This window comes from Saccharothrix sp. 6-C (genome assembly GCF_016695385.1).
GTDB classification, from domain to species: Bacteria; Actinomycetota; Actinomycetes; order Mycobacteriales; family Pseudonocardiaceae; genus Actinosynnema; species Actinosynnema texasense.
Genome location: NZ_CP064192.1, coordinates 6,556,416 through 6,573,652, shown reverse-complemented (window position 1 = coordinate 6,573,652; position 17,237 = coordinate 6,556,416). Strand labels below are relative to the sequence as shown.

At 71.9% G+C, this 17,237-nt stretch carries 19 protein-coding genes; 12 read left to right on the top strand and 7 right to left on the bottom strand.

The genetic code is table 11. The features are described from left to right. Positions 1–105: 105 nt before the first annotated feature. Genes IOD16_RS27680 through IOD16_RS27665 form a run of 4 tightly spaced genes read left to right on the top strand, consistent with a single transcriptional unit; the run spans position 106 to position 3,695 of the window. A complete protein-coding gene (locus IOD16_RS27680; protein ID WP_123746257.1) occupies positions 106–1,068 on the top strand; it encodes a branched-chain amino acid ABC transporter permease in 963 nt (320 codons plus the stop codon). Then, entirely contained in the window at positions 1,065–2,228 is a 1,164-nt protein-coding gene (locus tag IOD16_RS27675) for a branched-chain amino acid ABC transporter permease (protein ID WP_201436709.1), read from the top strand. The genes IOD16_RS27680 and IOD16_RS27675 overlap by 4 nt, the downstream gene beginning before the upstream one ends. A gap of 32 nt (positions 2,229–2,260) precedes the next feature. Beyond that, complete coding sequence (locus tag IOD16_RS27670; protein WP_123748436.1) at positions 2,261–3,001, top strand: ABC transporter ATP-binding protein; 741 nt, start codon at positions 2,261–2,263, stop codon at positions 2,999–3,001. Further along, entirely contained in the window at positions 2,991–3,695 is a 705-nt protein-coding gene (locus tag IOD16_RS27665) for an ABC transporter ATP-binding protein (protein WP_123746259.1), read from the top strand. The genes IOD16_RS27670 and IOD16_RS27665 overlap by 11 nt, the downstream gene beginning before the upstream one ends. A gap of 26 nt (positions 3,696–3,721) precedes the next feature. On the opposite strand, the gene IOD16_RS27660 is transcribed toward IOD16_RS27665, so the two are convergent. Next, positions 3,722–4,276: a DUF4352 domain-containing protein gene (locus tag IOD16_RS27660; protein WP_236594423.1), complete on the bottom strand. Its 555-nt coding sequence runs from the start codon at positions 4,274–4,276 to the stop codon at positions 3,722–3,724. A gap of 61 nt (positions 4,277–4,337) precedes the next feature. Continuing rightward, positions 4,338–4,775 (bottom strand): hotdog fold thioesterase, encoded by a 438-nt coding sequence (locus tag IOD16_RS27655; RefSeq protein WP_201436708.1) that lies wholly within the window; start codon positions 4,773–4,775, stop codon positions 4,338–4,340. A 51-nt stretch (positions 4,776–4,826) separates the two neighbouring features. Here IOD16_RS27655 and polA point away from each other — a divergent pair, with 51 nt between their 5' ends. Both polA and IOD16_RS27645 read left to right on the top strand, forming a co-directional pair. Then, complete coding sequence (polA, locus tag IOD16_RS27650; RefSeq protein ID WP_201436707.1) at positions 4,827–7,502, top strand: DNA polymerase I; 2,676 nt, start codon at positions 4,827–4,829, stop codon at positions 7,500–7,502. Between the two features lie 115 nt (positions 7,503–7,617). Continuing rightward, on the top strand, positions 7,618–8,067 hold the full coding sequence (locus IOD16_RS27645; protein WP_201436706.1) for a hypothetical protein: 450 nt from the start codon (positions 7,618–7,620) through the stop codon (positions 8,065–8,067). Here the strand turns inward: IOD16_RS27645 and IOD16_RS27640 are convergent. Continuing rightward, the gene (locus IOD16_RS27640; protein ID WP_123748439.1) at positions 8,056–8,511 is read right to left on the bottom strand and encodes a winged helix-turn-helix transcriptional regulator; all 456 of its coding nucleotides are present in this window, start codon (positions 8,509–8,511) and stop codon (positions 8,056–8,058) included. The two genes, IOD16_RS27645 and IOD16_RS27640, sit on opposite strands and share 12 nt — an antisense overlap. 77 nt (positions 8,512–8,588) lie before the next feature. Between IOD16_RS27640 and IOD16_RS27635 the strand changes: the two genes are divergently transcribed. Beyond that, positions 8,589–9,092: a GNAT family N-acetyltransferase gene (locus IOD16_RS27635; RefSeq protein ID WP_201436705.1), complete on the top strand. Its 504-nt coding sequence runs from the start codon at positions 8,589–8,591 to the stop codon at positions 9,090–9,092. Positions 9,093–9,106: 14 nt separating this feature from the next. Continuing rightward, positions 9,107–10,408, top strand: a complete 1,302-nt coding sequence (locus IOD16_RS27630) for a hypothetical protein (RefSeq protein WP_236594422.1) — start codon at positions 9,107–9,109, stop codon at positions 10,406–10,408. Here IOD16_RS27630 and IOD16_RS27625 read toward each other — a convergent pair. Next, positions 10,405–10,842, bottom strand: a complete 438-nt coding sequence (locus tag IOD16_RS27625) for a DUF1453 domain-containing protein (RefSeq protein WP_201436703.1) — start codon at positions 10,840–10,842, stop codon at positions 10,405–10,407. The genes IOD16_RS27630 and IOD16_RS27625 overlap by 4 nt on opposite strands. Before the next feature lie 67 nt (positions 10,843–10,909). Between IOD16_RS27625 and IOD16_RS27620 the strand changes: the two genes are divergently transcribed. The 4 genes from IOD16_RS27620 (at position 10,910) to IOD16_RS27605 (ending at position 14,053) form a co-directional block, all read left to right on the top strand. Continuing rightward, on the top strand, positions 10,910–11,503 hold the full coding sequence (locus tag IOD16_RS27620) for a TetR/AcrR family transcriptional regulator (protein ID WP_201436701.1): 594 nt from the start codon (positions 10,910–10,912) through the stop codon (positions 11,501–11,503). Between the two features lie 70 nt (positions 11,504–11,573). After that, a complete protein-coding gene (locus IOD16_RS27615; RefSeq protein ID WP_201436700.1) occupies positions 11,574–12,866 on the top strand; it encodes a Gfo/Idh/MocA family protein in 1,293 nt (430 codons plus the stop codon). Positions 12,867–12,875: 9 nt separating this feature from the next. Next, positions 12,876–13,472, top strand: coding sequence for an AAA family ATPase (locus tag IOD16_RS27610; RefSeq protein WP_201436698.1), 597 nt, complete (start codon positions 12,876–12,878; stop codon positions 13,470–13,472). Continuing rightward, entirely contained in the window at positions 13,469–14,053 is a 585-nt protein-coding gene (locus IOD16_RS27605; RefSeq protein ID WP_201436697.1) for a hypothetical protein, read from the top strand. Before IOD16_RS27610 ends, IOD16_RS27605 begins: the two co-directional genes overlap by 4 nt. On the opposite strand, the gene IOD16_RS27600 is transcribed toward IOD16_RS27605, so the two are convergent. The 3 genes from IOD16_RS27600 to IOD16_RS27590 are packed head-to-tail and all read right to left on the bottom strand — an operon-like array spanning position 14,050 to position 17,170. Beyond that, a complete protein-coding gene (locus tag IOD16_RS27600) occupies positions 14,050–14,643 on the bottom strand; it encodes a TetR/AcrR family transcriptional regulator (RefSeq protein ID WP_123746268.1) in 594 nt (197 codons plus the stop codon). The two genes, IOD16_RS27605 and IOD16_RS27600, sit on opposite strands and share 4 nt — an antisense overlap. Further along, entirely contained in the window at positions 14,640–16,535 is a 1,896-nt protein-coding gene (locus IOD16_RS27595) for a YhgE/Pip domain-containing protein (RefSeq protein WP_201436695.1), read from the bottom strand. The genes IOD16_RS27600 and IOD16_RS27595 overlap by 4 nt, the downstream gene beginning before the upstream one ends. Then, a complete protein-coding gene (locus IOD16_RS27590) occupies positions 16,532–17,170 on the bottom strand; it encodes a hypothetical protein (protein ID WP_201436694.1) in 639 nt (212 codons plus the stop codon). Before IOD16_RS27590 ends, IOD16_RS27595 begins: the two co-directional genes overlap by 4 nt. Positions 17,171–17,237: the final 67 nt, after the last annotated feature.

Below are 17,237 nucleotides of genomic sequence, written 5' to 3'. Positions count from 1 at the left end.
GCAAGCTGGCGCGCTGGGGAGCGGGAGTGTCGTGGGAACGACAGCTCCCGCTCCCCACCACTATGGCGAAGTTCTCTCCCCGCCCGTCTCGTGAGGCAACCTGTCATGCTTGATGATTTCCTCAACCAGTTCCTGCCCAGCACGGTGGGCGGACTGGTGTTCGGCTCCATCTACGCGCTCATCGCCCTCGGCTACACGATGGTCTACGGCGTGCTGCGCCTGATCAACTTCGCGCACTCCGAGATCTTCATGATCGGCACGTTCACGTCGCTCGTGGTGATCACGGCGATCGCGCCCGCGTCGCCGCTGACCGGGATCGCCCTGTTCGGCGTGATGCTGTTGATCATCGTGGCGTCCGCGGCCATCTCCGGCGGCGCCGCGATGCTGCTGGAGGTGGTGGCCTACCGGCCCCTGCGCCGCAAGGGCGCGACCAGGCTCACCGCGCTCATCTCCGCGATCGGCGCGTCGCTGTTCCTCCAGGAACTGTTCGCCCTGGTCATCATTCCCTGGCTGACCGGCAACGCGGGGCGCAACCAGCAGTCCGCGCCGCGCATCGTCGACCGCGACACGGTGTTCACCATCGGCAACGCGGCGGTGCGCACCGACCACATCATCGTCGTGGTCGCCGCGGTCATCATGATGATCGCGCTGGACCGCCTGGTGAACAAGACCAAGATCGGTCGCGGCATCCGCGCCACCGCCCAGGACCCCGAAGCCGCGGTGCTCATGGGCGTCAGCATCGACAACATCGTGCGGGTCACGTTCCTGCTCGGTGGCGCGATGGCGGGCGTCGCGGGCGCGCTGTATTTGATGGAGTTCGAGAACACCGTCTTCAACGTCGGTTTCGTGCTCGGTATCAAGGCGTTCACCGCGGCGGTGCTCGGCGGTATCGGCAACCTGCGCGGCGCGCTGCTCGGCGGTATCGTGCTCGGCCTCATCGAGAACTGGGGCGCGATCTTCCTGGGTTCGGAGTGGAAGGACGTGATCGCGTTCACCGTGCTGGTGGTCGTGTTGATGTTCCGCCCGACCGGCATCCTCGGCGAATCCCTGCAGAAGGCCCGCGCATGAAAGGCAACGGAGTGACTGGCAACGCGAATCCGTTGAGGCGCGTCGGCGCCCTGTTCGACGGCGCCCGCGACTGGTGGGAACGCGCCAAGACCTGGCAGCGGTTCGTCGTCTACATCGGCGCGCTCGTGTTCGCGCTGATCCTGCCCGCGCCGTGGATCGGCTCGTTCATGTCGCCCGGCGCGGACTGGACGACGGTGCTGATCTACCCGATCGGCACCTACATGCTGCTGGCGATCGGCCTGAACGTGGTCGTCGGCCAAGCCGGCCTGCTCGACCTCGGCTTCGTCGCCTTCTTCGCCATCGGCGGCTACACGCTGGCCTACTTCGCCACCGAGCACGGCTGGTCGTACTGGCCGACGGTGGTGTTCGGCATCTTCCTGGCGGCGGTCTCGGGCGTCATCCTCGGCGCGCCGACGCTGCGGCTGCGCGGCGACTACCTGGCGATCGTGACGCTCGGCTTCGGTGAGATCATCCGCATCACCGCGAACAACACCGACGAGATCGGTGGCGCGCGCGGCATCCCGAACATCCCGCACCCGACGGACATGCCGGCCATCGGCCTGGACTTCGGCGTGCTGCCCGCGCCGTACTACTACCTGATGGTCGCCGCGATCGTGGTGGTGATCGTCTTCTCGGTGCGGTTGCAGAAGAGCCGCGTCGGCCGCGCGTGGGCGGCGATCCGGGAGGACGAGGACGCGGCCGAGCTGATGGGCGTGCCGACGTTCAAGTTCAAGCTGCTCGCGTTCGCGATCGGCGCCATGATCGGGGGTCTGGCCGGCGGCATCTACGCGGGCAAGGCCGTGTTCATCGAGCCGGGCACGTTCCCGTTCATCCTGTCCGCGACCATCCTCGCCGCGGTCGTCCTCGGCGGCGCGGGCAACCTGCCCGGCGTCATGCTCGGCGCGTTCGTCATCGCCTGGCTGCCCGAGCGGTTCCGCGAGGTCGAATGGCTCAAGCACGCGCTGGGCAAGGACCCGGCCGAGTACCGCATCCTGCTGTTCGGCGGCGTGCTGGTGCTGATGATGGCGTTGCGGCCGGAGGGCCTGCTGCCCTCCCGCAGGCGCAAGGCCGAACTGCACGAGGGCACCGGCGGCATGGGCGCGATGGGCGCCGAGGTCGCGGGTCCGGACACCGATGTCTCGACGGAGGCGGCCAAGTGAGCACTCCCGTCCTTCAGCTGGACAACGTGACCATGCGCTTCGGCGGCGTGGTCGCGCTCCGCGAAGCGAAGATCAGCGTCGGCCAGGGCGAGATCTTCGCCCTGATCGGGCCCAACGGCGCGGGCAAGACCACGGTGTTCAACGTGGTCACCGGCGTCTACCAGCCCACCGAGGGCCAGGTGCTGTTCAACGGCGCCCGGATCGACGGCACCAAGCGGTTCAAGATCACCAAGCTGGGCATCGCCCGCACGTTCCAGAACATCCGGCTGTTCCACAACATGTCGGCGCTGGAGAACGTGATGGTCGGCGCGGACGCGCACCACAAGACCGGTGCGGTCGGCGCCACGCTCGGCCTGCCCTGGCACCGCAAGGAGGAGAAGCGCGGCCGCGAGGTGGCCCGGGAGCTGCTCGACTTCGTCGGCATCCCCGGCCGGATGACCGAGACCGCGAAGAACCTGCCCTACGGCGACCAGCGGCGGCTGGAGATCGCCCGCGCGCTGGCCACGGACCCGAAGCTGCTGCTGCTCGACGAGCCGGCGGCCGGCATGAACCCGGCCGAGAAGGAGTCGTTGCAGGCGCTGATCCGCAAGATCCGCGACAGCGGTCGGACCGTGCTGCTGATCGAGCACGACATGAGCCTGGTCATGGGCGTCAGCGACCGCGTGGCGGTGCTGGACTTCGGCCAGCTGATCGCAGAAGGGCTCCCGCAAGAGGTGCAGAACAACCCGAAGGTCATCGAGGCGTACCTGGGGGTGTCCGAAGATGCTTCTTGAGCTCAAGGACATCCACGTCCACTACGGCAAGATCGCCGCGATCAAGGGCATCAGCCTGCAGGTCGAGGACGGTGAGATCGTCTCGCTCATCGGCGCCAACGGCGCGGGCAAGACGACCACGCTGAAGACCATCTCCGGGCTGCGCCCGCTGACCAGCGGCCAGGTGCTGTTCAACGGCGAGGACATCTCGAAGATGCCCGGCCACAAGCGGGTCATCGCGGGCATCGGCCAGTCACCGGAAGGCCGCGGCGTGTTCCCCGGCATGACGGTGCAGGAGAACCTGCTGATGGGCGCCTTCACCCGCAAGGACGCGCTCGACGCGGACCTGGCCGAGGTCTACGAGCTGTTCCCGCGGCTGGCCGAGCGCAAGAGCCAGTTCGGCGGCACCATGTCCGGCGGCGAGCAGCAGATGATCGCCATCGGCCGGGCGCTGATGACCAAGCCGAAGGTGCTCCTGCTCGACGAGCCGTCGATGGGCCTCGCGCCCATGCTCATCGCGCAGATCTTCGAGATCATCAAGGAGATCAACAAGCGCGGCACGACCGTGCTGCTGGTCGAGCAGAACGCGCAGCAGGCGCTGAAGCTCTCCGACCGCGCGTACGTGCTGGAGACCGGCCGGGTCGTGAAGAGCGCGCCCGGTCCGGAGCTGCTGGACGACCCGCAGGTGCGCGCGGCGTACCTCGGCGGTCACTGAAAGCCCGGGGCCCGCAGGCCCGGCCCTCAGGGCTGGGCCAGCGGGATCTCGGTGCCCGACTCGTCCTTCAGGTCGGTCAGCGTCGGCCCGCCGTACACGCGCAGGGCCAGCGGCTTCGCGTCGGTGGGCAGGTCGTAGTAGACGTCGTACTCCAGGCGCACGTTCGCGCCCAGGTCGATGGTCTCCGGCTGCCGCTTGATCGTCATCGCCTGCGTGTCCACGGTGTGCTCGACGTCGCGGTCGTCGATCAGCACGTGGCGGCGCGCGGCGAACGACACGCTGCTGCGGCCGTTGTTGATCACGCTCATCCGGATGCGGACGAACTGGCCCTTGGCGTGGAACTCGGCGTGGCTGCCGATCAGCGTCGGCATCTCCGCGGTCAGGCCGACCAGCGTGAACGCCGTGTCGCCGTCCGCCGTGGTGGGGATCTTGAGCGGCTTCTCGTCCGGCCGCACCGTCTGCGCGGGCACCGGGTAGGTCGCCGCCGGACTCGTCGTCGTCCCGGTCCCGGCCACCACCGGGGTGCCACCGCACCCGGCCGCCGCCAGCACCACGGCCATCACCAACACCACACGCCGCACGGCCACCTCCGCCTCACCGGGTCACCTTGCATTGCACACCTCGGACGACCGAACCGCACCTTCACACCTTCGGTTGGTCTTTCGCCGGGGCTTCCTTCAGGAAGCACGTCAGCCGCGCCGTGCAGGCGCGCCGGTCCTGCTCGTCGGTGATCACGATCTCGTAGGTGGCGGTGCTGCGACCGCGGTGGATCGGCGTGCACACCCCCGTGACGACGCCCTCGGTGACCGCCCGGTGGTGCGTGCAGGACAGCTCCAGCCCCACGGCCAGCCGCTCCGGCGCCGCGTGCATGGCCGCGGCGACCGAGCCCAGCGTCTCCGCCAGCGCCGCGTTCGCGCCGCCGTGCAGCAGCCCGTACGGCTGGCGGTTGCCCTTCACCGGCATCGTCCCGACCAGCCTGTCGGCATCCCATCGGGTGATCTCGATGCCCAGCTTCGAGGTGAGCTGCTCGGGCGCGGCGGCCAGGTCGGCGCCGGGGACGTCCTCGGGTGCTGGCGTCACGTGTGCTCCAGTCGGTGCGGTGCTGTCGGACCCTCACCCTAGACTCGGCCCGTGAGCACTTCAGAAGCCTCCCGCCTGCTGCTGGTCGACGGTCACTCCATGGCCTACCGCGCCTTCTTCGCGCTGCCCAAGGAGAACTTCCAGACGGGCACGGGCCAGACCACCAACGCGGTCTACGGCTTCACGTCGATGCTCATCAACCTGCTGCGCGACGAGAAGCCCACGCACATCGCGGTGGCGTTCGACGTCTCGCGCAAGACCTTCCGCACCGAGGCCTACGCGGAGTACAAGGCCGGGCGCAGCGAGACGCCGGACGAGTTCCGCGGCCAGGTCAGCCTCATCGAGGACGTGCTGGGCACGCTGAACGTGCCGGTGCTGTCCAAGGCCAGCTACGAGGCCGACGACCTGATCGCCACGCTCACCACGCAGGCCACGGCGCTGGGCTTCGAGGTGCTGATCTGCACCGGCGACCGCGACGCCCTGCAACTGGTCACGGACAAGGTGACGGTGCTGTACCCGGTCAAGGGCGTGTCCGAGATGGCCCGGTACACCCCCGAGCTGGTGCTGGAGAAGCAGGGCGTGCCGCCCGAGCTGTACGCCGACTACGCGGCGGTGCGCGGCGACTCGTCGGACAACCTGCCGAACACGCCCGGCGTCGGCCCGAAGACCATCGTGAAGCTGCTCACCCAGTTCGGCTCGCTCAACGGCCTGGTCGACCACGTCGACGAGGTGCCGGGCAAGGTCGGCGACGCGCTGCGGGCGAACCTGGCCAACATCATGCTGAACCGGCAGCTCACCGAGCTGGTGCGGGACGTGGAGCTGCCGCTGGGCCCGGCCGAGCTGGAAGCCAGGCCGTGGGACCGCGACGCCGTGCACCGGCTGTTCGACGAGCTGGAGTTCCGGGTGCTGCGGGACCGGCTGTTCTCCACCCTGCCCACCGCCGAGCCGGAGGCCGAGGAGGGCTTCACGGTCAGCGGCGGCCCGGTGCCGGTCGGCGGGGTGGCCGCGTGGCTCGACGCGCACGCGCGCTCGGGCCGGGTCGGCATCGCGTTCCGCGCCTCGGGCGGCGACCTGGAGGGCCTGGCGCTGGCCGCGGTCGGCGGCGAGGGCGGGTACTTCGAGGTCGCGTCGCTGACCGAGGCCGACGAGAACGCGCTGGCCGCGTGGCTGGCCGACGAGTCGGTGGCCAAGGCGGCGCACGACCTGAAGCTGCCGCTGCGGGCCCTGCGGGCGCGCGGCTGGAAGCTGCGCGGGGTGAGCAGCGACACGGCGCTGGCCGCCTACCTGGTGCGGCCGGGCCAGCGGTCGTTCGCGCTGGACGACCTGGCGTTGCGCTACCTCCAGCGCGAGCTGCGGGCCGAGGAGCCCGACGACGGGCAGCTGTCGCTGCTGGCCGACGAGGAGGAGGAGCGGCAGAAGACCGCGCAGGCGGCGATCGTGCGGGCGTTCGCGGTGGCGGAGCTGGCCGACGCGCTGGACGTGGAGCTGGTGAACACCGGTCAGGAGTCGCTGCTGGCGAGCCTCGAGCTGCCGCTGATGGTGGTGCTCGACGACGTCGAGGCGGTCGGCATCGCGATCGACACCGAGCACCTCGCGGCGTTGGAGGCGCACTTCGCGGCGGGCGTGAAGCAGGCCGCGCAGGACGCGTACTCGGTGATCGGCAAGGAGATCAACCTCGGCTCGCCCAAGCAGCTGCAGACGGTGCTGTTCGACGAGCTGAACATGCCGAAGACGAAGAAGACCAAGACCGGGTACACCACCGACGCGGACGCGTTGCAGAACCTGTTCGAGTCGACCGAGCACCCGTTCCTGCAGCACCTGCTCGCGCACCGGGACGTGACCCGGTTGAAGTCGACCGTGGACGGGCTGCTCAAGTCGGTGGCCGACGACGGCCGCATCCACACCACGTTCCACCAGACGATCGCGGCCACCGGCCGGCTGTCGTCCACCGACCCGAACCTGCAGAACATCCCGATCCGCACCGACGAGGGCCGGCGCATCCGCGAGGCGTTCGTGGTCGGGCCGGGCTACGCCGAGCTGATGACCGCGGACTACAGCCAGATCGAGATGCGGATCATGGCCCACCTGTCGGAGGACGCGGGCCTGATCGAGGCGTTCCGCAGCGGCGAGGACCTGCACACGTTCGTCGCGTCGCGCGCGTTCTCCGTGCCGACCTCGGAGGTCACCGCCGAGCAGCGCCGCCGGGTGAAGGCCATGTCGTACGGGCTGGCGTACGGGCTGTCGGAGTACGGGCTGGCGCAGCAGCTGCGGATCTCGGCGGCCGAGGCGCGGGAGCAGAAGGAGGCGTACTTCGCCCGGTTCGGCGGGGTGCGCGACTACCTGCACGCGGTGGTCGAGGACGCGCGGAAGAAGGGCTACACCGAGACGATCCTCGGCCGCCGGCGCTACCTGCCCGACCTGACCAGCGACAACCGGCAGCGCCGGGAGATGGCCGAGCGGATGGCGTTGAACGCGCCGATCCAGGGCAGCGCGGCGGACATCATCAAGGTCGCGATGCTGGGCGTGTTCCGCGCGCTGGAGGAGTCGGGCCTGCGGTCGCGGATGCTGCTGCAGGTGCACGACGAACTGGTGCTGGAGATCGCCGAGGGCGAGCGCGAGCAGGTGGAGGCGCTGGTCCGCGCCGAGATGGGCGGCGCTTACCGGCTGTCGGTGGCGATGGAGGTCTCGGTCGGCGTCGGCCGGTCCTGGGACGCGGCCGCGCACTGAGCCGCGCCGCCGCGCACCGAGCGCGGTCGGTGCGTCACCCACGGCGAGGTACGGACAGCCGTACTTCGCCCGCCGCGCTGCCGGGTCATCATTCCCCCAGGTGAAGGGGGTGGCCATGACCGGCAGTCCGGTGTTGGGCGGCAGTGCCCGGTGGTCGCGGCTGTTCCTCCCGATCGGCGTGTTCCTCGCGCTGTTCGGGGTGCTGAACGCCGTCGAGCTCCCGTTGGGCTGGAAGGACCGGCAGCAGCAGGTCGGCCGGTACCTCGACGCCACGCTCGGTCTCGGCGCCGACTGGGTGATGCCGGTGATCTGGCTGGTCAAGGTCGTGGAGCTGGTGCTGGGCCTGGTCGCCGTGGCGGCCGTGGCGCGGCGCAGCACCCGGTGGCTCGCCGCGGCGGTGGTCGGCTGGCTCGGGTGGTTCACCGCGTTCACCGCCATGGACGTGTGGGCGGCCGACCGCGCCGAGCTGCAGGAGCACACGGTCTACTTCGTCATGTTCGCCGTGCTGCTGGGGCTGATCTTCGTGGTCTCGGCCGTGGAGCAGGTGCTGGCCTCACGCACGTGAGTCGCGCAGCGGCGTGACGCGCACGTCCCGCGCGGTCAGCTCCGCGCCGCACCCCTCGCACGACACGTGCACGCCGATGTCGCCGCCGCACGAGCGGTGGTGCACGTCGAACGACGGGCCCTCGGCCGGGGACATCCAGCGGTCGCCCCACTTCCGCAGCGCCATCAGCACCGGGTAGAGCTCCAGGCCCTTCTCGGTCAGCCGGTACTCGTACCGCGTCCGCACGTCCTTGTACGCCTCGCGGCGCAGGATGCCCTCCTCGACGAGCGTGCCGAGCCGCTCGGTCAGCACGCTGCGCGAGATGTCCATCTCGGTCTGGAAGTCCTCGAACCGCCGCGTGCCGAGGAACGCCTGCCGCAGCAGCAGCAACGTCCAGCGCTCGCCCAGCAGGGCGGCGGGCAGCGAGAGGGTGCACAGCTCGTCGGCGACCTTCACGTGGGCCATGCCCGCTGACGATACCCCTTGCGTTCGGAAAACGAATCCAGCTAGGGTTCGGAATCCGAACTCAAGGGGCGTCCGCCATGAAGGTCCGCGAACTGCACGCCGCCGAGGCGGGCCACGCCGTCGACGCGGTCTTCCACGGCCTGTCGCCGCGGAGTCGCTACCTGCGCTTCCACGCCCCGGTGCCCCGCCTCACCGCGTCCATGCGCCGCCGGCTGACCGACCTCGACGGCCGTCGCAAGGTCGCCGTCGTCGCGGAGTGCCGCCGCGCGCCCGTCGGCATCGCCCGCCTGATCGCCACCGGCGAGGACACCGCGGAGATCGCCCTCGCCGTGGTGGACCCCTGGCAGCGCAAGGGCGTCGGCACCGAGCTGATGGCCGCCCTGAGCCGGTTGGCCGCCGACCTGAGCTACGTCGAGCTGCACGGCGACGTGCTGGGGGAGAACCAGCCGATGCTGCGCCTGGTCGCGCGGGTGTTCCCCGGCGCGCGGCTGACCCGCGAGGAGGACGACGTCATCCGGGTCGGCTATCCGTTGAACTACCAGTTGACCCACGAAGACCTGGTGGCCGGCCTGCGGTGGTGAGCAGAATGGCCCGCATGCGACGGATCTCCGGGTTGGCGCTCGTCCTGGTGCTGGTGGCGCCACCGGCCGCGGCCTCGACGCCGCCCGGTGACCAGCCGCTGCCCGGTTACACGATCAGCAACCCGCCGCTGCCCCCCGCGCTGGTCGGCGGCGAGCCGTCACGCGTGCTGCAAGGCGTGCACGAGCACGCGGCCTACGCGGTCGAGGTGCCGCCGCGCTGGAACGGCCGCCTGGTCATGTGGGCGCACGGCTACCGGGGCGCGAGCACCGTGCTGACCGTCGACCCGCCCCAGTACGGGCTGCGCCAGAAGCTGCTCGACCAGGGCTTCGCCTGGGCCTCGTCCAGCTACTACGCCAACGACTACGACGTGAAGGCCGGCGTCCTGAGCACGCGCGCCCTGGCCGGGCACTTCCGCGAGCTGGTCGGCGAGCCCCGCGAGACGTTCATCGCGGGCGTCTCCATGGGCGGGCACGTCATCGGCCGGTCGCTGGAGCAGTTCCCCGGTTTCTACGAGGCCGCGCTGCCGCTGTGCGGCGTGCTCGGCGACCAGGAGCTGTTCGACTTCATCCTCGACTTCACCCTGGTCGCGCAGGCCGTCAGCGGCGTCCACGCCTGGCCCGCGCCGGCCGACTACCTGACCGCGGTCCTGCCGCGCGTCGAGGCCGAGCTCGGGCTGACCGGCACGCCGAACGAGCGCGGCGCGCAGTTCGCCTCGGTCGTCGCCGACCGCAGCGGCGGCCCGCGGCCCGGCGCGGCGCCCGCGGTCGCGTACTGGAAGGACTTCCTGTTCCGCCTCGCGGCCACCTCGTCCGGCGAGGACCTGGCGGCGAACCCGGGCCGGCTCGCCACCAACGTCCTCACCCGCTACGAGCCGAACGCGCCGGTCGACGTCAACCGCGAGGTCCAGCGCGTGCTGCCGACGGACGTGAGGGCCCGCGTCACGCCGAAGCTGATCGAGGTGCCGCGCATCGCCGGCCGCCCGACCGCGCCGGTGCTGTCGCTGCACGACCTCGGCGACCTGTTCGTGCCGTTCTCGATGGAGCAGCTCTACGAGCGCGACGTCGAGCGCAACGGCCGCGGCCACCTGCTCGTGCAGCGGGCGATCCGCGCGGTCGGCCACTGCGAGTTCAGCCCGACCGAGGTCGGCACGGCCTGGGACGACCTGGTGACCTGGGCCGACACCGGCCGGCGGCCCGCCGGCGACGTGGTGGACGACCCGGCCGCGGTCGCCGCGCCCGACTACGGCTGCCGCTTCAGCGATCCCGCCGCCCGCACCGCGCCCGGCGGCACGCGCCGCCTCTTCCCGGCCTGCTAGGCGGCCTTCAGCAGGCGCAAGCCGATCGGGATCGCCTCGCCGAGCAGGCCGATCCCGATCGACAGCGTCACCGGCCGCGCGTCCGCCGGGGCGCCGGCCGCCGACGCGGCGAGGCCCAGCCCCAGGCTCACCGCCGCCGAGCCGGCCCACACCAGCAGCGTCCACGGCGTGTACCGCTGCCACGGCACGCCGTCGCGCGCGAACAGCCGGATCGTCGCGCCGCGCGCCACCCCCAGCGCGAGGCCGACCACCGCGCCCGCGACCAGCCACCCCCAGTCGGCGGCGGTCAGCTCGACCTCCCTCAGCCCGTACACCCCGATGCCCAGCAGCACCAGCGGCGGCACGGCGAGGTCGCGCACGTTCACCGGCTCACCGCGGAACCTCTTCACCACGACCGCGACCACCGCCACGACGATCAACACCCAAGTCGGCACGACGTTCCCCCTCGTTTATGGCATGACTGTGCCAAATAAGCTAGCACGGATGTGCTAAAAAGGAACCGTGCCCAAGGTCGTCGATCCCGAAGCCCGTCGCCGCGAGGTGGCCGAGGCCGTGTTCCGCGTGGTCCGCCGGCACGGCCTGGAGCAGGCGTCGCTGCGCAACGTCGCCGACGAGGCCGGCCTCGCCGTCGGCTCGGTCCGGCACTACTTCGCCGACCACGACGACCTGCTCCGGTTCGCCCTCAAGGAGCTCACCGACCGGCTCGAGCGCCGGATCACGGTCCACGTCGAGGCGGTCCGGTCGGCCGGGGCGCGCGAAGGCAGGCGGCAGGCCGTCGAGGACCTGCTCGCGGAGCTGCTGCCCCTGGACCCCGACCGGCGCGACGAGGCGGAGATCTGGCTGGCCTTCGCCACCGCCGCGCGCACCCGGCCGACGCTGCGCCGGGAGGCGCGGCGGATGCACGAGGGGATGCGCATGATCGTCGGCAAGGTCCTGGTCGGCGACGGCGTGCCGGACGTGGAGGTGGAGACCGAACGGCTGGCCGCGCTGCTCGACGGCCTGGCGCTGGACGGGGTGCTCCACCCCGACCTCACCACGCCGGAGGTCATGCTCGCGGTGCTGCGCAAGCACCTGGCGTCGCTGACCGCCGGGTGAGGGGCGCGCCCTTGACGGCGTGCGGTCCGGGCGGGTTAGCGTGGTGGAAAACGCTTACCAGGAGGCGCGCATGGCACGCAGGCGCTACGCGGTCGTGGGCACCGGCGCCCGCGCCGAGCTGCACGTCGACGCGATCGTCGGGCACCCGGAGCAGGGGGAGCTGGTCGCGTTCTGCGACGTCAACCGCACCCGCATGGCCGTGCACAACGCGCGGCTCGACCGGCCCGTGCCGACCTACGCCGCCGAGGACTTCCTGCGGATGGTCGAGGTCGAGCGGGTCGACGTCGTCGTGGTCTGCACGGTCGACCGCCACCACGACACCTACGTCGTGGAGGCGCTGGACGCGGGCTGCGACGTCGTCACCGAGAAGCCGATGACGGTCGACCCGGCGGGCGTCGGCAAGGTCTTCGACGCGGTCGAGCGGACCGACGGCCGGGTCACCGTCACGTTCAACTACCGGTACAACCCGGTGCACGAGAAGGTCCGCGAGCTGCTGTCCGGCGGCGCGGTCGGCGAGATCGGCTCCGTGCACTTCGAGTGGCTGCTCGACGTGCGCCACGGCGCCGACTACTTCCGCCGCTGGCACCGCGACAAGGCCGAGTCCGGCGGTCTGATGGTGCACAAGGCCACCCACCACTTCGACCTGCTCAACTGGTGGGTCGACTCGGCGCCGGAGGTCGTGTACGCGCACGGCCGGCTGTTCTTCTACGGCGACGAGAACGGCAAGCGCCACGGCCACCACCGGCCCTACGACCGGGTGCACGGCTCGCCGGAGGCCGAGGACGACCCGTTCGCGCTGCACGTGGGGCGGGACGAGTGGCTGCGCCGGCTCTACCTCGACGCCGAGCACGAGGACGGCTACCGGCGCGACCGCAACCCGTTCGCGCCCGGCGTGTCCATTGAGGACGACATGTCCGTGCTGGTGCGCTACGCCAACGGCGCGAACCTGACCTACCACCTCACGGCCTACTCGCCGTGGGAGGGCTACCGGCTGATGGTCAACGGCAGCCGCGGCCGGCTGGAGCTGGAGGTCGTGGAGAACAGCTGGGTCAGCGGCCAGCGGCCCGCCGTGCACGGCAAGGAGGCCAACCCGGAGGAGGGACGCGTGCGGCTGACCGTGCAACCGCTGTTCGGCCGAGCTGAGGAGGTCCCGCTGGAGTCCGGCGGCGCCGGGCACGGCGGCGCGGACGCCCGGATGACCGAGGTCCTATACGGCCCGCCCGGCCGGCCGGACCCGCTGGGCCGCCGCGCCACCCACCGCGACGGGGCGTTGTCGCTGGCGACCGGGTTCGCGGCGAACCGCAGCTTCGAGACCGGGGAAGCCGTGCGCGTGGCGGAGTTGCTCGACGTCGGTTGGCGGTAGCCTGGCCCGGTGCCGCTCCTGGGACCAGCCGACGAGTTGCCGCACCCGCCGCGCCGGGTGCTCGTGGCCGGCACGTCCGGCTCCGGGAAATCGACCCTGGCCAGTCTCGTCGCCCGCACCCTCCGGTTGTCCTATGTGGAGATGGACTCGCTGTTCCACGGTCCACAGTGGACACCGAGGCCGGAGTTCGAGGCCGACGTGCGCCGGTTCGTCAAGGGCGAGGCCTGGGCCACCGAGTGGCAGTACCGCCTGGTGCGGCCGGTGCTGCTGGAGCACGCGGACACGCTGGTCTGGCTGGACCACCCCCGGCACGTGGTGATGCGGCGGGTGACGGTGCGGACGGCGGTGCGCCGGCTGCGCCGGGAAGAGCTGTGGAACGGCAACGTCGAACCGCCCCTGCGCACGGTGTTCACCGATCCCGAGCACCTGCTGCGGTGGGCGTGGAAGTCGCATGCCCGCACCGGCGAGCGGGTCGGGGCGGTGCTCCGCGGCGAGCACGCCGACCGGCTCGCGGTGGTGCGGCTGCGTGGGCAGCGCGAGGTCGACCAATGGCGGTCCGGCCCGTTGCGACGGGCGGCGGAGCGCGGCGAGGAGTCGGTGCGATGAGCGAGCGGACGGCGTTGGTCCTGGGTGGCACCGGGATGTTGAAGGGGTGCGCGGACGAGCTGCTGGCGCAGGGGTGGCAGGTCGTGCTGCCCAGCCGCCGGCCCGAGCGCGTGCTGGGCGGCGCGGCGAAGGCGGCCCTGCGCGGACGCGGCCACGTGCCCCAGGCGGGCAGCGCGCGGGTCGCCGTGGCGGCGGACTGGGCCAGACCGGGGGAGCTGGCCGACCGGGTCCGGGCCGTGGTCGACCGGCCCGCCGACCTGCTCGTGGCCTGGGTGCACGAGAGCTACCGGGACGGGGTGCTGCGGGCCGTGGCGCCCCTGCTCGCCCCGCACGCGCCGGTGGTCGAGGTGCACGACAGCGGCGCCATCCACGCCGTGCGCGGCGTGCCCGACCCGACCCTGGACGGCCACCCGACGCAGCAGGTCGTGCTCGGTTTCGCCCGCCACGGCGGCGGCGTCCGCTGGCTCAGCCACGAAGAAGCCTCCCTCGGCGTCCTCGCCGCCGTCCACCGCGCCCTGGACGGCAAAGCCCCCTCCGTGCACCAGGTGGGCGAGATCGACACCTGGACCGCACGCCACTAACCCGGCCGCAGGCCCCGCACCAGGGACAACACCGACTCGCGCACGTCGGCGAGGCTGCGTTCGGGCTGGAAGACCTGCCAGTCGAGCGCGGTCACCAGCAGGGTGCCGAACAACGCCGCCGACGCCGTGCCCACCTGCACGCCGTCGGGCAGCCGGCCCGCGTCGGCCAGCCGCTGCATCTGACCGCGCACGATCGACACGATGTCGTCGCGCAGCAGGCTCAGCGTGTCGTGCCACTGGCCGGGCGTGCGCCACAGCTCCGACACCAGCAGCTGGCCGAACGCGGGGTACTCGGCGAAGAACCCGAGCATCCCGTCCACCAGCGACTCCATCGCCGCGCCGGTGTCGTCCTCCGCCTCGGCGACCTTGAGCCGCCCGGCCAGCAGGTCGACCCCGTGCCGCAGCAGCGCGTCCACCAGCGCGTCCTTGCTGGCGAAGTTGTAGTAGACGGTGCCCTTCGCCACGCCCGCCTCGGCGGCGATCTCGTCCACCGTGACGCCGGCCGCGCCCCGTTCGCCGACGAGCCGCAGCGCGGCGTCGAACAGCTTCTGCTTGGTCGCGGCGGTGCGGCCGGGGCGCGGGCCGGTCACAGGACCAGTTCTGGTTTGAGGCGGCTGGGAGTCCACACCCGCTGCTTGTACGCGGCGAGCGTCGCCAGGGCAAGGCCCGCGGCCAGGTAGCCGACCAGGATCAGCGCGTCCCGGCCGACCCCGCCCAGCGACCCGCCGTACATGAGGTGCCGCAGCCCGTCCACGGCGTACCCCATGGGCAGCCCGTAGTGCAGCGGGTACAGCGGCACGGGGATGGTCTGCCACGGGAACGTGCCGCCCGCGCTGACCAGCTGCAGGATCAGCAGGACCAGGCCGATGAACTTGCCGACCGCGCCGAACAGGGCGTTCAACGCGTGCAGCACGGCCACGAACGTCGCCGACACCAGCAGCAGGAACGCCAGCACGCCCAACGGGTGCGACGGCCGGATGCCCACCACCAGCGTGACCGCCGCGTACATCACCACGACCTGGGCCGCGCCGAGCAACGCCCCCGGCAGCCAGCCGCCCACCGCGACCCGCAACGGCGGCTGCCCGGCCGCCAGCCCACGCCTCGACAACGGCTTGAGCAGCAGGAACAGCACGAACGCGCCGATCCAGGTGGCCAGCCCGAGGAAGAACGGCGCCAGGCCCGCGCCGTAGCTGCCCGCCGACGTCTGGCTCACCCCGCGCACGTTCACCGGGTCGCCGATGTTCTGGGCGGTGGACTCGCGGGTGGGGTCGTCGGGGTTGGGGATCTGCGAGACGCCCTGGTCGAGCCCGTCGCGCAACCGGTCGGCCCCGTCCACGAGCTGGGCCTCGCCGTCGCGCAGCCGCGCCGCGCCGTCCCGGAGCTGCGCCGCGCCGGACGACACCTGGGCCGCGCCGTCGTCGAGCCGGGTGACGGCGCCGGTCAGCTCGGGGGTGCTCGCGGCGAGCTGGGCCGCGCCGTCGGAGACCTGCTTCGCGCCGTTCGCCAACGTCCGCAGCTGCCCGGCGGTGCCCTGCACCTGGGCGTTGGCGTCGTCCACAGGCTTGCGCACCTCGCCCACCGCGGCCAGCACCCGCTGCACGTCGGCCTCGGCCAGGCCCAGCGCGCGCAGCTTCACCGCCAGCTCGCCGTTGGCCGCGTCCAACCGGCCGACCAGGTCCTGCGCCTTGGCGGCGTAGTCCTCGGCGGTGGCGGCGACCGTCTCGTTGCCGTCGGCGACCTGCTTGGCCCCGGACGCCAGCTGCTGGGACTTCACCGGCAGGTCCGCGGTCGAGTCGCGCAACCGCGTCAGCCCCGCCGACACCTGCGCCGCGCCGTCGGCCAGCGGGACCGACCCGTCGGCGAGCTGCTGGGCGCCGCGGTAGGCGTCCTGCTGGCCGGCCGCGAGCCTGGTCGCGCCGTCGGCGGCCTCGGCGGTCTTCTGCCGGATCGTGGAGAAGCCGAGCAGCAGCTTGTCCGCGGCTTCCGCGCCGACCTTCACCGACACCGACCGGCGCACCTCGGCCACGACCTGGTTGGCGATGGTGGACCCGAGGTAGTTGTTCGCGTCGTTGGTGGTCAGCAGGATCACGCCTTGGCGCGGGGTGAAGTCGCCGGACGACAGCAGCGCCTGCGAGAAGTCCTCGGGCAGGGTCAGCGCGAACGTGTAGGTCCCGTCGCGCACGCCCCGCTCGGCCTGCGCCGCGTCGACCCGCCGCCAGTCGAACCGGTGGCCGTCCACCAGCTCGTCGGCCACCTCTTCGCCCGCGTCCAGGCGCGTGCCGTCGCTCGCGGTCGCGCCCTTGTCCTCCACGACCAGCGCGGCGGGCACCTGGTCGAGGTGCGCGTACGGGTCCTTGTTGGCGTAGAGGTACAGCGCCGCGTAGAGCAGCGGCACCAGCGTCAACGCCAGCACCGCGAGCTTGGGCAGCTTGCCGGAGGTGATCCGGCGCAGCTCGTTGAACGCCATCCGCAGGGCGGTCACCGGGACTCCTCGTCGAGGTCGTCGGCGCCGGTGTCGTCCGCGCCGATGCGCGCGACGGGCACGTCGAGCACGGTGGCGCTGGTGGTGGTGCACAGCACGACGACGGACCGCTCGGGCGTCACGTGCCGGCGCGCCAGCTCCAGCCACCCGCCCGGGTCGCCGTGGTAGCGGTCGGGGCTGTCCAGCACCAGGGTCGTCGCGCCGGGGCGGCCCGCGGCCAGCTCCAGCATCAGCGCGCAGCGGGTGGCGGCCGGGACCTGCTCGAACCGCTGGTCCAGGTGCTCGTCCGCGCCGCGCTCGACCAGCCAGTCGGCCACCGCCTTGCGCCCGCTGCGCGCCCCGTTCACGGCCAGCTCCTCGCCGACCACGCCGGCCAGGGGCAGCGACGCCTCGGGCTCGCTCACGTCCGGGGAGTCCACCAGCACGACGTGGGCGCGGAGCCGGTCGGCGGAGGGGGAGACCTCGCCGGTGCTCGGGCGCATCCGACCGGACAGCACCAGGCCCAGCGCGGTGTGCCCCGCGCCCGGATCACCGGCCACCAGCACCAGCTCACCCGGCTCCACCAGCAGTGACGTGGGCTTGAGCAGCGGGCCGTGCGGCCCGGTGACGCCGACGCGCCGAGCGTGGATGCGCACCGTCGGACCTCCTTTTTGAACTGACCGGTCAGTTCAAATAGTGGTCCGGCCGAGGATTCCTCGCAAC

Coding starts and splice junctions, on each gene's coding strand:
- IOD16_RS27635 (WP_201436705.1), top strand. CDS start 8,589: ATGAAGGTCCGCGAACTGCACGCCGCCGAGGCGGGCCACGCCGTCGAC.
- IOD16_RS27665 (WP_123746259.1), top strand. CDS start 2,991: ATGCTTCTTGAGCTCAAGGACATCCACGTCCACTACGGCAAGATCGCC.
- IOD16_RS27645 (WP_201436706.1), top strand. CDS start 7,618: ATGACCGGCAGTCCGGTGTTGGGCGGCAGTGCCCGGTGGTCGCGGCTG.
- IOD16_RS27605 (WP_201436697.1), top strand. CDS start 13,469: ATGAGCGAGCGGACGGCGTTGGTCCTGGGTGGCACCGGGATGTTGAAG.
- IOD16_RS27640 (WP_123748439.1), bottom strand. CDS start 8,511: ATGGCCCACGTGAAGGTCGCCGACGAGCTGTGCACCCTCTCGCTGCCC.
- IOD16_RS27630 (WP_236594422.1), top strand. CDS start 9,107: ATGCGACGGATCTCCGGGTTGGCGCTCGTCCTGGTGCTGGTGGCGCCA.
- IOD16_RS27615 (WP_201436700.1), top strand. CDS start 11,574: ATGGCACGCAGGCGCTACGCGGTCGTGGGCACCGGCGCCCGCGCCGAG.
- IOD16_RS27670 (WP_123748436.1), top strand. CDS start 2,261: ATGCGCTTCGGCGGCGTGGTCGCGCTCCGCGAAGCGAAGATCAGCGTC.
- IOD16_RS27680 (WP_123746257.1), top strand. CDS start 106: ATGCTTGATGATTTCCTCAACCAGTTCCTGCCCAGCACGGTGGGCGGA.
- IOD16_RS27675 (WP_201436709.1), top strand. CDS start 1,065: ATGAAAGGCAACGGAGTGACTGGCAACGCGAATCCGTTGAGGCGCGTC.